Annotated in this window: 15 protein-coding genes; 8 read left to right on the forward strand and 7 right to left on the reverse strand. The window is 61.2% G+C overall.

The window, feature by feature from the left end:
• From NO932_RS03190 to NO932_RS03200, 3 genes are read right to left on the reverse strand one after another with little or no spacing between them, the layout of a single operon-like run.
• Positions 1-1,230 carry a hypothetical protein gene (locus NO932_RS03190; protein ID WP_309209617.1) on the reverse strand — a complete coding sequence of 410 codons (1,230 nt, stop codon included), beginning with the start codon at positions 1,228-1,230 and terminating at the stop codon, positions 1-3.
• A 46-nt stretch (positions 1,231-1,276) separates the two neighbouring features.
• The gene (locus NO932_RS03195; protein WP_309209618.1) at positions 1,277-1,693 is read right to left on the reverse strand and encodes a CrcB family protein; all 417 of its coding nucleotides are present in this window, start codon (positions 1,691-1,693) and stop codon (positions 1,277-1,279) included.
• Positions 1,690-2,118 (reverse strand): CrcB family protein, encoded by a 429-nt coding sequence (locus tag NO932_RS03200; protein ID WP_309209619.1) that lies wholly within the window; start codon positions 2,116-2,118, stop codon positions 1,690-1,692. Before NO932_RS03200 ends, NO932_RS03195 begins: the two co-directional genes overlap by 4 nt.
• A gap of 199 nt (positions 2,119-2,317) precedes the next feature.
• Here NO932_RS03200 and NO932_RS03205 point away from each other — a divergent pair, with 199 nt between their 5' ends.
• Together NO932_RS03205 and NO932_RS03210 are read left to right on the forward strand one after the other, a co-directional pair.
• On the forward strand, positions 2,318-2,548 hold the full coding sequence (locus NO932_RS03205) for a DUF2798 domain-containing protein (protein WP_309209620.1): 231 nt from the start codon (positions 2,318-2,320) through the stop codon (positions 2,546-2,548).
• Positions 2,549-2,718: 170 nt separating this feature from the next.
• Complete coding sequence (locus NO932_RS03210; protein WP_309209621.1) at positions 2,719-3,153, forward strand: PACE efflux transporter; 435 nt, start codon at positions 2,719-2,721, stop codon at positions 3,151-3,153.
• Between the two features lie 9 nt (positions 3,154-3,162).
• Here the strand turns inward: NO932_RS03210 and NO932_RS03215 are convergent, their stop codons facing one another.
• On the reverse strand, positions 3,163-3,363 hold the full coding sequence (locus NO932_RS03215) for a hypothetical protein (protein WP_309162656.1): 201 nt from the start codon (positions 3,361-3,363) through the stop codon (positions 3,163-3,165).
• Between the two features lie 186 nt (positions 3,364-3,549).
• Here NO932_RS03215 and NO932_RS03220 point away from each other — a divergent pair, with 186 nt between their 5' ends.
• Positions 3,550-3,762, forward strand: a complete 213-nt coding sequence (locus NO932_RS03220) for a hypothetical protein (protein WP_309209622.1) — start codon at positions 3,550-3,552, stop codon at positions 3,760-3,762.
• 57 nt (positions 3,763-3,819) lie between these two features.
• Here NO932_RS03220 and NO932_RS03225 read toward each other — a convergent pair whose 3' ends face one another.
• Positions 3,820-4,374 (reverse strand): GcrA family cell cycle regulator, encoded by a 555-nt coding sequence (locus NO932_RS03225; protein ID WP_309162652.1) that lies wholly within the window; start codon positions 4,372-4,374, stop codon positions 3,820-3,822.
• A 452-nt stretch (positions 4,375-4,826) separates the two neighbouring features.
• On the opposite strand from NO932_RS03225, the gene NO932_RS03230 reads away from it, so the two are divergent.
• From NO932_RS03230 to NO932_RS03250, 5 genes are all read left to right on the forward strand, one after another.
• Positions 4,827-6,014: an aspartate aminotransferase family protein gene (locus NO932_RS03230; RefSeq protein WP_309209623.1), complete on the forward strand. Its 1,188-nt coding sequence runs from the start codon at positions 4,827-4,829 to the stop codon at positions 6,012-6,014.
• A gap of 25 nt (positions 6,015-6,039) precedes the next feature.
• Complete coding sequence (argF, locus tag NO932_RS03235) at positions 6,040-6,966, forward strand: ornithine carbamoyltransferase (protein WP_375142821.1); 927 nt, start codon at positions 6,040-6,042, stop codon at positions 6,964-6,966.
• Between the two features lie 63 nt (positions 6,967-7,029).
• Positions 7,030-8,016: an Hsp33 family molecular chaperone gene (locus NO932_RS03240; RefSeq protein ID WP_309162648.1), complete on the forward strand. Its 987-nt coding sequence runs from the start codon at positions 7,030-7,032 to the stop codon at positions 8,014-8,016.
• Between the two features lie 200 nt (positions 8,017-8,216).
• Positions 8,217-9,608, forward strand: coding sequence for an efflux RND transporter periplasmic adaptor subunit (locus NO932_RS03245; protein WP_309209626.1), 1,392 nt, complete (start codon positions 8,217-8,219; stop codon positions 9,606-9,608).
• Position 9,609: 1 nt separating this feature from the next.
• Positions 9,610-12,765 (forward strand): efflux RND transporter permease subunit, encoded by a 3,156-nt coding sequence (locus NO932_RS03250; RefSeq protein ID WP_309209627.1) that lies wholly within the window; start codon positions 9,610-9,612, stop codon positions 12,763-12,765.
• A gap of 6 nt (positions 12,766-12,771) precedes the next feature.
• Here the strand turns inward: NO932_RS03250 and NO932_RS03255 are convergent, their stop codons facing one another.
• Together NO932_RS03255 and metZ are read right to left on the reverse strand one after the other, a co-directional pair.
• Positions 12,772-14,217, reverse strand: a complete 1,446-nt coding sequence (locus NO932_RS03255; RefSeq protein ID WP_309209628.1) for a TrkH family potassium uptake protein — start codon at positions 14,215-14,217, stop codon at positions 12,772-12,774.
• A 41-nt stretch (positions 14,218-14,258) separates the two neighbouring features.
• On the reverse strand, positions 14,259-15,467 hold the full coding sequence (metZ, locus tag NO932_RS03260; RefSeq protein WP_309209629.1) for an O-succinylhomoserine sulfhydrylase: 1,209 nt from the start codon (positions 15,465-15,467) through the stop codon (positions 14,259-14,261).
• Positions 15,468-15,488: the final 21 nt, after the last annotated feature.

A 15,488-nucleotide genomic window follows, 5' to 3' on the forward strand; every position in this document is an offset into this window, starting at 1 on the left:
TCAGGCCGCCAGCCCGAGCGCCAGAAACGTCATGGTCGCGAGGTTGAGCCCGATTCCGTAGGTCACCAGCAGGGCCAGTCCGCGAATATCCTTCTCGCTCACCGCCAGCGCCAGCAGGTAGAAAACGATCGGCAGCCAATCGAGCGCGTACCGCTGTACGTTGTACTGGGAATAGCCATTGGAGTGATAGAACAGCGTCGGTACCGCGATCACCAGGATCGTCGCGATCCCGATCAATACGGGGCGGCGCATGGGCGCGAAGAAGGCGAAAAGCACGAACGGGCTGGCGGCCAGGATCGCCGTGCCGGCGGCATCGAGGCCCACGGGGTCGACCATGGAATTGCCGCCGAACTCGAGGTGGAAGCCCTGGAGGAACATATAGACCGTGTTGAACAGCAGATATGCCGTCGACCACAATCCATGCTCGGCCAATCGATAGTTGATCATCGATCCGCCCTCGGAAATGTCGGCACCCATCATGTAGGGATAGCCGGTCTGCATCGGATCGCCGAAGCGGAAATAATTATAGGCGAGATAGACCAGCACCGCGACCGCCACGGGAAGCCCGAGCTTTAAAGCCCGTATGATGTGCTCGCGCCGAAAGCTGATCAGTGGCTCGTATCTGTCCAGCGCCAGGGCGAACAGGAACGGCAGGTAGAACACCGCCATTTGCCGACACAAAAACGCGGCACCGATGCAGGCCCCAGCCAGGACGAGGCTCCCTCCGCGCACGAGCTGATGGATGGCGAGTGAGGTAAACGCAAATCCAATAGCCTGGGCAAAAAACCACACCCCATCCCCACGGATGGTCACGAAATAGAGCGGTGTGGCGAACGCAATCCCCAACAGCAGCCACGTGGCGACGTCGCGATCGATCTTCAGCCCCTCGAAGATCCGCCACCAAAGCCACACCGAGAGTGCGAAGGCGAGACCCGAGAGCAGCACGAAGCCGGAAAAATCCACCCCGAACAGCGCAACGAAGGGCAGGGCGATAATCGCCGGAACGGGAGGGAACATCACGAAGATCTTGTCCTCGAACCGCGCGCAATCTCCATCGTAGCAGGTGGTGGTATCGAGGCGGCCATTGAGGAACGCCTCGGCAAGCAGCGCATAGCTGTTCGAACCCGGATTCTCGAGGATTGCATAGAGCACCAGTCCGCCGACCAGGGCCAGCGCCATCAACGCGGCGATCGCGAACAGAACGCCCATGGCGTTGATGCGGCTGAGCATGATCCTCGTCCCCCAAGCTTCAAGCTCCGTTTATGGACGAACCGACTTAAGATTTGGTGTGGTCATGGCCCGGTTTGCCGGCAAACACCCACTCGCCGGCGGTCCAGCCGGCCCAGGCGGCCGCGAGCCAAAGAACGACGGACGCGAGAACATAGACCCCCGCCCCGGCCCAGTTCCCGCCCACGATCAGCATCACCGTTTCGAGGGAAAATGCCGAGAACGTGGTGAAACCCCCGCAGAATCCTACAATAAGGAACGCTTCGAGCGTCGGGGATAGGCTGCGCCGCACCGCCCAGGTCGCACCCAGCCCGATAGCGAATGATCCAAAGATGTTGACGATCAGCGTTCCCGCTACGCTCCAATCCGGCCACAGGGCCAGCGCCGCCATCGAAACGACAAATCGCAGCAGCGCGCCCATTGCTCCGCCCACTGCGATAAAACCGGCCAGCCGCCCCCCGTTCATAAGACGGCTCCGAGGCTGTAGGTAACGGCAAAGCCGGTCACCGTAGCGCTGAGGCAAAAAAGCAGCGAAGCTCCGATATTGACCAACGCCATCCCACCCTTGCCCGCACGCAACAGGGTTAGCGTCTGTAACGAAAAGCTCGACACGGTGGTGTAGCCACCCAGAAGACCAGTCACCAGCAATAGCCACGCGGCCCCCTGGGGGCTCAGTCTTCCATCCGCACCAACGGCAAGCCCCCCGGCAAGCCCGATAACCAGGCACCCGGAAAGATTGACAGCAAAAGTGCCGATTGCTCCGTGCCCGAAGCCGCGGCTGACGACCGTGGAGACGAGATGGCGCAGCACCGCTCCTCCCGCGCCGCCAATTCCCACCAGCACCATGGCGATGACCGCTTCCAACATGGGCTGACTTGAGGCCGATTCCATTGTGCTGTCGAGTGGTTGACTTGATGCCTTTGCACTCGTACTCAAACCCAGCCGAAAAAATTTCAAGGCCGGTTTGGTTATTCCGGCCCCTGTTTCCCAGGATAGAGTCGCTCTGAGCGAACCCGCGGCACCACCCTAATCCGGCTGGTGCTGAGGGAGACGTGCTCCGTCAGCCGCTGGCCCTTCTGGAAAAACAAGCATGACTGACAAAAAGACCCTTCTCCTCGCCCAGATCTTCATCACCTTCATGATGGCGCTATCGATGTCGGGCATCATGAGCCTGCTCCAACTTGGCGCCACTGCCCAATGGCTGACGATTTGGCCGCGCCAATTCATCATCGCTTGGCCCATCGCCTTTGTCCTCACCATGGTCATCAGCCGGCTCGGCTTTGCCCTTGCGCATCGGATTACCGCCAGCCGGAATGCCTAAGAAGATGGGGCATCCGGTATCGTATGCCCCATCTTGACTTCCCGCCCCGGGGTACTAAATACCCCTCTCGCGAGGACGACCTCCCCCACGATGGGCATCATTCGGGACGGCCCGATCTTGACCCCGCCGCTGCAAGGCGCGGGCAAGCCATTGAGCTAGGAGTTCTCAAAATGCGTACATCCTGGGATCGCGTCCGTCACGCGCTGCTGTTTGAGGTTTTCGGGTTAATTCTCGTCATCCCCCTCGGCGCGCTCGTTTTTTCCATGCCCATGCACGACATCGGCGTTGTCGGTGTCGTCTCGGCCACGCTCGCCATGGTGTGGAACTACGTCTACAACCTGATCTTCGACACTGTGCTCCAGCGCATGCGGGGCAACACGCTCAAGACGGTGCCGCTGCGCATCGCTCATGCGGTATTGTTCGAAGTCGGTCTGCTGATCGTCCTCATGCCGTTCATCGCATGGTATCTGGGCATCTCGCTCATGCACGCGCTGGTCATGGATATCAGCTTCGCTCTGTTTTATATGGGTTACGCCTTCGTCTTCAATCTGGGCTATGACAAGGTGTTCCCGCTGCCGGAATGGCAGAGCGTCGAGGCGAGCTGAGCAGGGCGGTCACCGCGGTGGTGGCCGCTCCCAAGACGGGCCGCCCCGCAATTCAGACCGCATGGTAGCGATGATGTCATCGACGCTGACATGGGCTTCCGGATGCCGTTCCAACAAGGCTCGGGCCTCGGTTTCGATATCGAAGGGGCGCCGATTGGTTTCCGTTTTGCGTAACCAGTCGGCGATGTCTACGGCAAGCAAGAGTTTCATGGCGCATCTCCCTGCGCAGTTTTAGTTTTCTTGCCCCTTTTTGGAATAAAAGCCCGGTGGGTTGCGTCTCGTCAAGGCGCCTGATCGTGCAATATTGCACCAGAAGGGGGAGAAACTATGGTCGCCTTGCCATTGCTGTACCCAATGACAAGATATTCCTCATCGGATGAAGAACTGGAGGGCTCCATGGCAATCTCGACCATCACCATCGTCGGCCTGTCTCATGACCTCGCGCAGAAAAAGTCCTATGTGAACTTCGTCTGGGCGGACGATCCGTCAAAACGGCTCGGCCTCGAAGTGCCCTACGGTACGTCCCTGGATGAGATCGAAGAGGCCGCCGGAAAGGCGGTGGCCGATTTCGCGCGTGAAATGACCGAGTGCCGGATCAGAATGCCCTGATTGCAAAGCAAAAGGCCCCGGCTTTCGCCGAGGCCTTTTTTGCATTTCACGGAGCGATCAGCGCTTCCGGCGATCGATCTGATGATAGGCCCGCCGCGAGTGAAACTCGCAATAAGGCTTGCCTTCATCCGAATCCCGCCCGCAGAAGTGAAATTCGCTGCTCATCGGATCACCGATCGGCCACTTGCAGGTCTTTTCGGTCAATTGCAGCAGCGAAATGCGTTCTTCGACGGGAATGAACAGCTCAGCCACCTTGGCGGTGGTTTCCACCACCGCTTCCATTTCCATCTCGGCGTCGATCTTGAGCGCCGTCGCGCCCATGGTCGGTGCTGACGTGGTCCGCCGCTGGCTTACCGCGCTTGCGGCCGCCGATGCCGTGCCCCGCGGTCCCGAGGGCGCACTGGGGCGCCGCGGCGCGGCCGGGCGCGGTGCCTTGGCACGCGGAGTTACGCTTGCCGGCTTGGCCCGCGCCGAAAGTTTGAGGCGGTGAACCTTGCCGATCACGGCATTACGGGTCACCCCGCCGCTCAGTTCAGCAGCGATCTGGCTTGCGCTGAGCCCCTCCATCCAGAGTTTCTTGAGGAGTGCGACGCGCTCGTCCGTCCAGGTCATCGATAGTGCTCCAGGCCGTATTCCTAAATAGAGTCAACTCGCGTGCGGACAAACGCCATTGACCGCCGGCATACTAGCTGTCGTATGATGATGGGGTCCGCCACACGAGATGTCGTGTTCCCAATGCCGCCATACTACACAGTCGGCGGAATCGGTGGCAAGGGTCGGGCAGGGACTTTCCCCGGTTTATCCCATCTCATTTTCATGCCTGCGGGTAATTGAACTGGCATGTTGCAACGAGCACACAAGCGAGGGTTGCGCGGTTGATGAATCAGCAATGTGGCAGAGGTGAGTCGATGCCTCCCTAGCCCCGGAAAACCGGGCTATAGAATTGACTTTTCGCCCCTCGGCCAGCATAAGCGAACGCGTTAGCTGCGTGCCTGGGCGTTCCCCTCGCGCGCTTTTGTTTTCAGGGACCATGTCCCCGCCACCCTACGAAAGGCTTTATCGAAATGTCTGCGCTCTATGGCACGTATGCCCGGTCCGAACTCGCCTTTGTGCGGGGCGAGGGCATGCGATTGTTCACGGAGGATGGCACGGCCTATCTCGATTTCGCCGCCGGCATTGCCGTCAACGCGCTGGGCTATGGCGATAGGCACGTTACCGAGGCATTGAAGGCCCAGGCCGACAAGGTCTGGCACACTTCCAATATCTTCATCATTCCCGAGCAGGAAAAGCTCGCCAGGCGCCTCACTGAGATCACGTTCGCCGACAAGGTGTTCTTCACCAATTCGGGCGCCGAGGCACTCGAATGCGCCATCAAGACGGCGCGGCGCTATTTCTGGGACAAGGGCGAGAAGGAGCGCGTCGATATCATCGGCTTTTCCGGCTCGTTCCACGGCCGCACCACCGCCACCATCGCGGCGGCCGGCAATCCCACCTATACCGAAGGCTTCGGTCCCATGCCGGGCTATAAGCACGCAAAGCCCGGTGATCTTGCCGCCGTCGAAGCATTGATCGACGACAAGACGGCCGCCATTCTGATCGAGCCTGTCCAGGGCGAGGGCGGCGTCACCGCGTTTTCCGACAGCTTCCTCAAGGGTCTGCGCACGCTCTGCGACAAGCACGGCCTGTTGCTGATCTTCGATGAGGTCCAGTGCGGCTATGGCCGGACGGGCAAGTTCAACGCTTACGAATGGTCCGGCGTCATCCCTGATATCATGACCGTCGCCAAGGCAATCGGCGCGGGCTTCCCGCTCGGCGCTTGCCTGGCTACCGAAGAGGTCGCCAAGGCCATGGTTCCGGGCACCCACGGTTCGACCTATGGTGGCAATCCGTTGGCCTGCGCCGTGGGCAATGCGGTGCTCGATCGGATCCTTGAGCCAGGCTTTCTCGATCATGTCGATGAGGTCGGCAAGGTCCTCGCCCATGAGCTGCAGCAATTGATGCAGAAATTCCCGCAATACGTCACGGAGGTGCGGGGCAGGGGGCTGATCGCGGGCATCAAGATCACCCCGCCTGTGCGCGATTTCGTCCAGCGCTTGCGCGAGCACAAGCTGCTCACCGTCGCCGCCAGCGACAATGTTCTGCGCCTTCTGCCTCCGCTCATTGCTAGCGAGGACGACGTCAAGGAGGCCGTGCGTATTATTGCCGAGGCCTTCGCCGAATTCGAAGCCCAAACGGCTAGCGCCGCGCAATAGCGGCCTCCTCTTTGCTTTCAGGACATTGATTATGACCGCGAGACATTTTCTCGACCTCAAGGATTTTTCCTATTCCGAACTCCGGGCCATCCTCGATCTCGCCCACGAACTCAAAAAGCGCTTGAAGGCTGGCGAGCGCCCGCGCCTGCTCGAAGACAAGGTTCTGGCCATGATTTTCGAGCGCCAGTCCACGCGCACCCGCGTCTCCTTCGATGTCGGCATGCGTCAACTCGGTGGACAGACGCTTATGCTCACCGGCCAGGAAATGCAGCTTGCCCGCGAGGAAACCATCGAGGATACGGCTCGGGTGATGAGCCGCTATGTGGATGCCATCATGATCCGCATCCTTTCCCATGACGACCTGCTCGATCTCGCCGGCGCCTCGAGCGTGCCGGTCATCAACGGGCTGACGCGTCGTTCCCACCCCTGCCAGGTGATGGCCGACATCATGACCTACGAGGAACACAACGGCTCGCTCGAGGGCAAGAAGGTCGCCTGGATCGGGGATTCCAACAATGTTCTGGCTTCCTGGGTCCACGCCACGGCGCTGTTCGGCAACACGCTGGCCATTGCCTGCCCCAAGGAATATTGGCCCGACCAGGGACTCCTTTCCGACATCGCCGAAGTGGGCGAGGCCGTAACGCTGGGCACCGATCCGCACCAGGCAATCGCTGATGCCGATCTCGTCATCACCGACACCTGGGTTTCCATGGGCGATACCGATGAAGGCGAACGCCGGCGCATCTTGAAACCTTACCAGGTCAACACCAGATTGTTCTCCAACGCCGCGACCGGGGCGCTCTTCATGCATTGCCTGCCTGCCCACAGGGGGGACGAGGTCACCGACGAGGTGATCGACGGGCCGCAATCGGTCGTATTCGACGAAGCTGAAAACCGTCTGCACATCCAGAAAGCCATTCTCTGCTGGGCCTTCGGGATCGAGACGCTTTAGCGCCACCCAATCGGCGGTTCATGCGTTCCGGTCACGGAGCGGAAAACAACGTTAGGACAAGAGATGAGCCAGACCTCTCTCGAACAGTTCGGGCTCGACCGGCCCGAGAGTGGGGACAATGTTGCCGTCCCCTTCACCCTCGACAATCTCGATAGCCGCGGGCGCGTCGTTCGGCTGGGCGCCGAACTCGACACGATCATCTCGCGCCATGGCTATCCCGAGCCCGTGGCGCGCCTGTTGGGCGAAGCGGTGACGCTGGCCGCTCTGATCGGTTCGTCGCTTAAATTCGAAGGGCGCTTCATTCTTCAGTCGCGCACAGATGGCCCGGTGAGTTTGCTGGTTGTCGATTTCGACACGCCCGACGGCCTGCGTGCCTATGCGCGCTTTGATGAGGAAGCGCTGGCTGAAGCCGAAAAGTCCGGCCGCACCAAGCCCGAAGACCTGTTGGGCAAGGGCATTCTGGCGCTCACCGTCGATCAAGGCGCCCATATGGACCGCTATCAGGGCATCGTGGCGCTGGAAGGGGAAGGGCTCGAAGAGGTTGCCCATACCTACTTCATGCAATCAGAGCAGATCCCGACCCGCGTGCGCCTTGCGGTCGCCGAGCATTCCGAGCGCGGTGGATCGAGGCCCATGTGGCGGGCTGGCGGCGTGCTGCTCCAGCATTTGCCCGAGCACGGCCAATCGGTGATGCCTGATCTCCCCGGTGACGGCGATTTCGAGAATGAGGAAACCGCAGATCCCGATTTCGTTGAAGACGACCGCTGGACCGAAGCCAAGGTCCTGCTCGACAGCCTCACCGATGCTGAACTTGCCGATCCCGACCTTTCGGCCGAACGGCTCCTGTTCCGCCTCTATCACGAGACCGGCGTGAGGGTATTCGAGCCCCAGCTTCTGGTGGAACGCTGCACCTGCTCGGCCGAACGCGTAGAGCAGATGATCAACGACTTTACCCCCGAGGACCGCACGGAAATGGTGGTCGATGGCCAGATCGAAGTGGTGTGCGAGTTCTGCTCGACCCACTATCACTTCAATCCCAACCAGTTCTAAGCGGCATGCGATCGGACAATAAAAAGGCGGCTTTCGGGCCGCCTTTTTGTGTTTTCGATCCCATTCGACTGCAAAGCCTTACCGGGCTTTCCAAAAGTTCATTTGTGACGCTGTCCTCTCGCAGGTAAAAATTGCCCGATTCCGAAACGATGCGGCCAGCGCCGGCCGCCCGAACGCGTTCTGGGCAAGGAAAAACCGCCTTGGAAAACCTCACCGGCTCCGGCTATACCGTCTCGCCGCAAAAGAGCGAAAACGAGCCTCACACCGCGTCCAACCCGCGCAGGTTCGGATTGATGTCCGCTCTGCTTCGGCTTGCATTGGCGGTGCTCATCCTTGGCGCTGCGGTGTATTGGGCGCTCAGTTGGGCCGCCCAGCGCCCCGAGGCGCCCCAACGTATGAATCGCGAGCGCACCTTCACCGTCGAGGTGATCGAGCCGGTTTACGCCACCCATAGCTCCGATATCACCGCCTATGGTCAGGTGGCCGCCGCCCGCACCATAGAATTGCGGTCGCTGGTTGCGGGCAGGGTGCTGGAAATTTCACCCAATTTCGCCGTCGGTGCGCAGGTGGAGGAGGGCGAGCTGCTCGTGCGTGTTGACCCCTTCACCTACAATGGCGCGGTGATCGAAGCGCGGGCAGCGGTGGCCGATGCCGAACTCGCGCTGACCGAGGCCCGGGAAGCCTATTCACTTGAACAGAGCGCGATTGCTGCCGCCGAGGACGCATTGGCGTCGGCCCAGATCGATCTCGAGCGTGGCCAGTCCCTGCTCGCCAGCGGCGCTGTCACCCAGCAGACGGTTGATACCCGTGTGTTGACGGTTTCGGAACGCCAACAGGCTCTCGATCAGCGCCGATCCAACCTTGTTACGCTTAACGCTCAGATATTGCGCCAGCAGGCCGCGATCGAGCAGGCGCAATATGCGCTCGAAACAGCCGAGCGCGATTTGGCCAACACCGAGATCACCGCGCCCTTTACCGGCATCGTTACCGCCCGCAATGTCACGGCGTCCGCTTATGTGAGCGCCAATGAGGCTGTGGCTTCGATCTATGAAAGCGAGGCGCTCGAAGTCAGCTTCATGGTCTCGGATGCCAACTATGCAATTCTGCGGCGCGATGGGCTTTTCGATCGTCCCGTGCAGGTCACGCGCACCACGGGCGTCGGCGCCGAGGCCATTGATGGGCGGATCGCCCGTGTCGCGCCGGAAATCGATTCCGCGACGGGCGGCGTGACCCTCTATGCGGTGCTCGATAATGAGCAGTTCGATCTCCTGCGCCCGGGCACCTTCGTCACCGTCGAAGTCGAAGGCGTGGCTCACGAAAACGCTCTACTCGTGCCCGAAACCGCGATCTACGACGACAATCACCTCTACGTCATCCGCGACGGACGCATGGCTGCCATTGCGCTCGAAATTCTCGACCGTGACGGCTCCCAGGTCATCATCGCGGCCGATATACCGCAAGGCGAGCGCATCATCACCACGCGCCTCTCTCAGGCTGGCGAAGGGGTTGCTGTTGCGGTCGAAGGTGAGGAGCAAACTGCCGGCCCCGGTGGGCCGGGCGGTGGCGTCGTGATGCGCGGACCGGGAGGCTGAAATGCGTCCTTCGCCGCAGGCCTCGACCGGGGTGATCGCCGCTTTCGTGCGGCACCGCAACGCCGCCAATCTCTTCATGATCCTCTTCGTGCTCTTCGGCTGGTGGGGGCTCGACAACCTCAACCGGCAGTTGATGCCGAACACCGAAACCCGGTCTGTCGAGGTCAGTGTGAGCTGGCCGGGCGCCACGGCCGAAGACGTCGAGCGCAATATTCTGTTGCTGATCGAACCTGCTGTGCAGAGGCTGGACGGCGTCATCTCGATGACCTCGAACGCCCGCGAAGGCCGCGGTTCGATCACGCTCAATTTCGAGCGCACCGTGGAGATGCAGACTGCCGAGCGGCAGGTTCAGACTGCGGTCTCCTCGGTCACGGGCCTGCCCGAGGGGGCAGAAACCCCCAACGTCTCGGCGCCTCGCTTCTTTGACCCCGTCGCCGCCATCGCCATTTCCGGCCCGTTCCCCGAAGATGCGTTGCGCCGCTACGCCCGCGAAATCCGTGACGGCCTGCTCGCATCCGGCGTTGATCGCGTGGAATTCACTGGTTATCGGGACCGCCAGATCGTTGTGGAGGTCGATGACGCCAAGCTGCGTCAGTTGGGCCTGACGCTCGACGATCTTTCCGCTGCCCTCACCCCCAATTTCGCCGACCAGCCCTCCGGCTCGCTCACCGGCGATTTCGATGCGCAAATCCGTGCCGCAGCCAACGAATTGTCGGCCCGCGAAATCGCCGAAACCGAGATCTTGTCCTCGGCAACGGGACAAAGCCTCACATTCGGCGATGTCGCCACCATCACCGACACCTACGACCCCGATACGCCGCTTGGCTACATGCGCGGCGAACCAGCCATCAAGCTCCAGGTTTCCCGCGCCGCCAATGCCGATACGGTCACGACCTATGAGGCGGTCAGGGCCTATGTGGACGAACTCCAGCCCACACTTCCCCAATCGCTCGAGGCTGTGGTTTTCGATGCGGCGGCCGAACAGGTCAATCAGCGGCTTGGGCTTTTGATCTCCAACGGCATTGCCGGTTTTTTCCTGGTTCTCATCGTCTTGTTCCTGTTCCTTGATGGCCGCATCGCCATCTGGGTGGCCATGGGCATTCCTGTCGCCATTATGGGCACGCTGGGGGCCATGTATCTCATGGGGCTGACGCTCGATATGATTTCGATGTTCGCGCTCATGATGGTGCTAGGCATCATTGTCGATGACGCCATTGTCGTGGGCGAACACACGGCCACGCTCTACCGGCAGGGCCTATCGCGCAGCGAAGCCGCGATCCGTGCTGCCGGTTCCATGGCTGCTCCCGTCATCGCGTCGGCACTCACCACCATAGCCGCCTTTGCCCCCATCTGGCTGGTGGGCGATGTGGTCGGTCAGATCATGTCGCCGCTTCCCGTGGTCGTCGTTGCGGTTCTGATTGCCAGCCTCATCGAGTGCTTCTTCATCCTGCCCGGCCATTTGGCCCATGCGCTGCCCCGCGAGCGCAAGCAGCCCGGACCCTTCCGGCGCACCTTCGACAGGGGCTTTGATTTCTTCCGCGAACGCATCTTCGGTGGGTTGGCAGCGATCAGCTATTCATGGCGCTACGCCACGGCAGCCATTGCCATCGCCATCACACTGGGCGCCCTTGGCGTCTACGCCTCGGGCGCGCTGCGTTTCGAGTTTTTCCCCACGGCAGAAGGCGAAAGCTTCAATGTCCGCGCTCAGTTCCAGGCCGGAACGCCGCAGTCGGAGATGGCCGCGATCATCGGGGAAATTGAAAATGCCGTGTCCGAAGTGGAGGCCGGCCTGGCGCCCGGTGGCGAACAGCTCATCGTCACCACCTATGCCAGCCTCGAACTCGAGGATGGCCAAGCCAGCTTTGACGTGTACCTGACACCCTCCGAACGCCGCTCGGTACGCACCGATGAGATCATCCAGGCGCTCAACGACAATCTGCCCTCAGTGGCCGGCGTTGAGGACATCCGCGTCCGCCAGTACCGTGGCGGTCCGCAGGGCTCGGCCGTCGATGTCCGCTTCGTGGGTGCCGACGCCGCAACGCTCAAGCTCGCCGCCGAAGACTTAAAGGACGTGCTCGAAGGGTTTGACGAGGTCGACGGCACCTTCGATACTCTTTTTTATGGCAGCCCTGAACTCGTCATGTCGCTCAATGCGCGCGGCGCCGCGCTTGGTTTCGACCTTGCGACCCTGGGCTCGCAGATCCGCAGCGCGTTCCAAGGGCGGGACGTGGCGACCATCGCCTCCAATGAAGACGAGATTACAGTCCGCCTGGTACGCACTTTCAACGCCGAGGGCTCGTCAGCGCTCAGAGATATGTGGGTCCGCGCCCCCAGCGGGGAATACGTACCGCTCTCCTCGATCGTGACTTTTTCCGAGCATCAGGGCTTTGCCTTCATCGCCCGCGAAGAGGGACGCACCGCGGTTTCGGTGCGTGCCGCTGTGACCGACGGCGTCGATCACGCAGATATCCTTTCCCGCCTCGAGACGGACTACCTGCCCCAGATCACCAGCCGCTACGGCATATCCTACGAGTTCGGTGGCCGGCAGGCGGAACAGAACGCGGCTTTCGCCGATCTGGGCAGGGGGATGATTATCGCCCTTGCCGTGATGTACATCATCATCGCTTGGATTTTTGCCGCCTATTTCACGCCGCTCGCCGTTATGGTCATCATTCCTTTCGGCGTGGCGGGCGCGATCTGGGGCCACTATCTGCTCGGCCACAATCTCACGATCATCTCGATGATGGGCATGCTGGGGCTGGCCGGTATTCTGGTCAATTCCTCGATCGTGCTGATCTCACGCATGAATGAGCGTATCGCCGTGGGCGAGGGCTTGCGCGACGCCGCCATCGGTGCGTCGAAGGATCGGCTGAGAGCTGTGATCTTGACTTCGCTCACCACCATCGGCGGGCTTTTGCCTTTGCTCTTTGAAACCAGTCTGGTCGCTCAGATGCTCGTGCCCATGGCGCTGACCATCGTGTCAGGCCTGGCGGTGGCTACGCTGCTTGTCCTGTTTCTCGTTCCCGCCATTCTCGGGATCGGCGCCGATATCAAGGCTTTGCTGCAGTGGATGTTCCTGACCCCCAACGCACTGACGGTGCGTGAAATGCTGGCTGGCCGCCACCATCAAGCGCCGCCCGCCGGGCCGGCTGAGTAGGTTCGCTCACGCCTTCCAGAAACGGGGTGTGAACAGCACCAGGATCATCATCACTTCAAGCCGGCCGACCAGCATGCCGATCGTCATCAGCCATTTTGCCGCGTCGGACAGACCGGCAAAATTGCCCGCCGGCCCCAGTTCGGGGCTGAGCGCCGGGCCCACGTTCGAGATCGCCGTTGCCGCACTCCCCAGCGCATCGAGCGGCTCGAGGCCGGAAAGCGAGAGCAGCACGGCAAGGATCAGAAAACTCGAAAAATACAGAAAAACAAAGCTTTGCACCGAGGTCGAGACACTGTCGGGCATCGGCCGACCATTGTAGCGTTTGATATAGATCATTGAGGGAAAGATGATCTGCCTGATGTGCTGGTAGAGGTCGCGCGCCAGAACCTGGAAGCGGAATACCTTGATGCCGCACGAGGTCGAACCGGTGCATCCGCCAATGAACATGATGACGAAGAATATCGTTATCGCGAGAGCACCCCAGTTCGAAAAATCGGCAATTCCCAGCCCGGTGCCCGTCATCACCGACACCACGGAAAACAGCGCGTCGCGAAAGGCCTCTTCGCCCGTTGCGATATCGCTGATGATGAGCACCAGCGTAACCACTAGGGTCGTCATTGCGAGCAGCGTGAGGAAGAGCCGCACCTGGGAGTCGCTATAAAGTTGCACGAGGCGTCCCTGCAGCACGCCGATATAGAGTACGAAGGGGAGGGCGCCCAGGATCATGAACACCACGCCCACATAGTGGATCGCTGGCTCCTCGAATGCGGCAAGCGATGCGTCGCGCGTCGAAAACCCACCTGTCGCCACGGTCGAGAGCGCATGAACCGCCGCATCGAAGGTGTTCATCCCGGCGAGCCAATATGCCACTGCACAACCAAAGGTGAGGATGCAATAGACAACGGTCATGGCGCTGGCGATCTGCGCGGCGGCGGGCAGGATCTTGTCGGGCGTCTCGAACGCCTCTGCCCGAAACATCTGCATGCCGCCCACCCGCAGCATGGGCAGCACGGCGATGGCCATCACCACCACGCCCAGCCCGCCGAACCATTGCAGCAATCCGCGCCAGAGCAGGATGCCGGGCGGGGATGAGTCGAGAGTGGTGATCACCGTCGCTCCGGTCGTCGTTATCCCCGACATCGCCTCGAACAGCGCGTCGACAAAGCTCAGCCCCAGGTCCGACATATAGAGCGGCAAGGCCGCAAAAAGCGTCAGCACCACCCAGATCATCACCGTCATGAGGAAGGCTTGACGCAAATTGAGCTCGGAGCGCCGACCGCTCGAGGATGCCCACAGGCCCGTGCCGAAAATCGTCGTGATCAGCGAAGCGGTGAGGAACACCTGCCAGTCGGGATGCCCCACCATAAGGTCCGCGAAGGCGGGCAGCAGCATGGCGATCCCGAGCGCCGCGGTCAGCGCGCCGACAGCCGAGAAGATGGTGCGAAAATCCATGCCCGACGCGCCGCGTCCTTAAGAGTCCCTCACCGATCAGCCTATATCTGATCCAGCGCAAACTCCAGATCGGCGATCAAATCATCAGCGTCTTCCAGCCCCACCGACAGCCGCAGCAGCCCGGCGGTGATGTCCATCTCCGCCTTTTCCTCATCGGAAAAGCGCTGGTGGGTGGTGGTGGCGGGATGCGATATGATCGACTTCGCATCACCCAGATTGTTCGAGATCGCAATCACCGCCAGCGCGTCGGCCAGCGCGAACGCCGCCGCCTTGCCACCCTTGGGCGTAAAGGCCACCAGCGTCGAACCGCTGCCCATCTGCCTCTTGGCCAGCTCATATTGGGGGTGCGATCTGTGATGCGGATAGCTGATGGATTCGATTTTGGGGTGCTCGGCGAGGTAGTCAGCGATCTGGCCGGCGCTATCGGTCATAGCCTTCACCCTCAAAGGCAGCGTTTCCAGGCCCTTCAGAAGCACCCAGGCGTTGAAGGGCGAGATCGAGGGGCCGGTCTGGCGGATGATCGTATGGATATCGGCTTCGATCAGCTCCTTGCGTCCCAGGATCACCCCACCCATGGCGCGGCCCTGGCCGTCCATATGCTTGGTGGCCGAATAGGTGACGAGATCCGCACCCAATTCCAGCGGCTTCTGCCAGATGGGGGTGGCGAACACATTGTCGACGATCAGCACGGCGCCATGCGCGTGGGCGATATCGGCGACAGCCGTGAGGTCCACCAGTTCCAGTGTGGGATTGGTCGGCGTTTCGACGAATACCACCTTCGTGTTGGGCCGCATAGCGCGCGCAAAGTTTTCCGGGTCTCGTCCGTCGACCAGCGTCGATTCTACCCCCCAGCGCGGCATATAGGTTTCGACCACGAACCGGCATCCGCCAAACAGCGCCCGCGCTGCGACCACGTGGTCACCGGCACGCAATTGGCTCATCACGGCGGTGGTCACTGCCGCCATGCCGGTGGCAGTCGCCCGCGCCGCCTCGGCGCCTTCGAGCAGCGCGGCCCGTTGCTGAAACATTTCCACAGTGGGGTTGGAGAACCGCGAATAGATGTGCCCCGGCTCTTCCCCCTTGAACCGCGCTTCGGCCCCTTCCGACGTGGGATACACATAGCCCGAGTTGAAAAAGATGGCCTCGGACGTCTCCCCGTGCTGGCTGCGTTCCATGCCGCCATGCACCAACATCGTCTGCGCCCTGCGGCGTTTCGGGTCGTTGAGCGGATTGGCGGTCTTGTCGGCCATGGGAACACCTCTAAAACAAAA

Origin of the sequence: Pelagibacterium sp. 26DY04 (assembly GCF_031202305.1) — a bacterium.
Taxonomy (GTDB): Bacteria; Pseudomonadota; Alphaproteobacteria; order Rhizobiales; family Devosiaceae; genus Pelagibacterium.

Excerpts from the sequence above, each read along its gene's own strand:
- NO932_RS03190 (WP_309209617.1), bottom strand. The coding sequence starts at position 1,230 with ATGCTCAGCCGCATCAACGCCATGGGCGTTCTGTTCGCGATCGCCGCG.
- NO932_RS03195 (WP_309209618.1), bottom strand. The coding sequence starts at position 1,693 with ATGAACGGGGGGCGGCTGGCCGGTTTTATCGCAGTGGGCGGAGCAATG.
- NO932_RS03200 (WP_309209619.1), bottom strand. The coding sequence starts at position 2,118 with ATGGAATCGGCCTCAAGTCAGCCCATGTTGGAAGCGGTCATCGCCATG.
- NO932_RS03205 (WP_309209620.1), top strand. The coding sequence starts at position 2,318 with ATGACTGACAAAAAGACCCTTCTCCTCGCCCAGATCTTCATCACCTTC.
- NO932_RS03210 (WP_309209621.1), top strand. The coding sequence starts at position 2,719 with ATGCGTACATCCTGGGATCGCGTCCGTCACGCGCTGCTGTTTGAGGTT.
- NO932_RS03215 (WP_309162656.1), bottom strand. The coding sequence starts at position 3,363 with ATGAAACTCTTGCTTGCCGTAGACATCGCCGACTGGTTACGCAAAACG.
- NO932_RS03220 (WP_309209622.1), top strand. The coding sequence starts at position 3,550 with ATGGCAATCTCGACCATCACCATCGTCGGCCTGTCTCATGACCTCGCG.
- NO932_RS03225 (WP_309162652.1), bottom strand. The coding sequence starts at position 4,374 with ATGACCTGGACGGACGAGCGCGTCGCACTCCTCAAGAAACTCTGGATG.
- NO932_RS03230 (WP_309209623.1), top strand. The coding sequence starts at position 4,827 with ATGTCTGCGCTCTATGGCACGTATGCCCGGTCCGAACTCGCCTTTGTG.
- NO932_RS03240 (WP_309162648.1), top strand. The coding sequence starts at position 7,030 with ATGAGCCAGACCTCTCTCGAACAGTTCGGGCTCGACCGGCCCGAGAGT.
- NO932_RS03250 (WP_309209627.1), top strand. The coding sequence starts at position 9,610 with ATGCGTCCTTCGCCGCAGGCCTCGACCGGGGTGATCGCCGCTTTCGTG.
- NO932_RS03255 (WP_309209628.1), bottom strand. The coding sequence starts at position 14,217 with ATGGATTTTCGCACCATCTTCTCGGCTGTCGGCGCGCTGACCGCGGCG.
- metZ (WP_309209629.1), bottom strand. The coding sequence starts at position 15,467 with ATGGCCGACAAGACCGCCAATCCGCTCAACGACCCGAAACGCCGCAGG.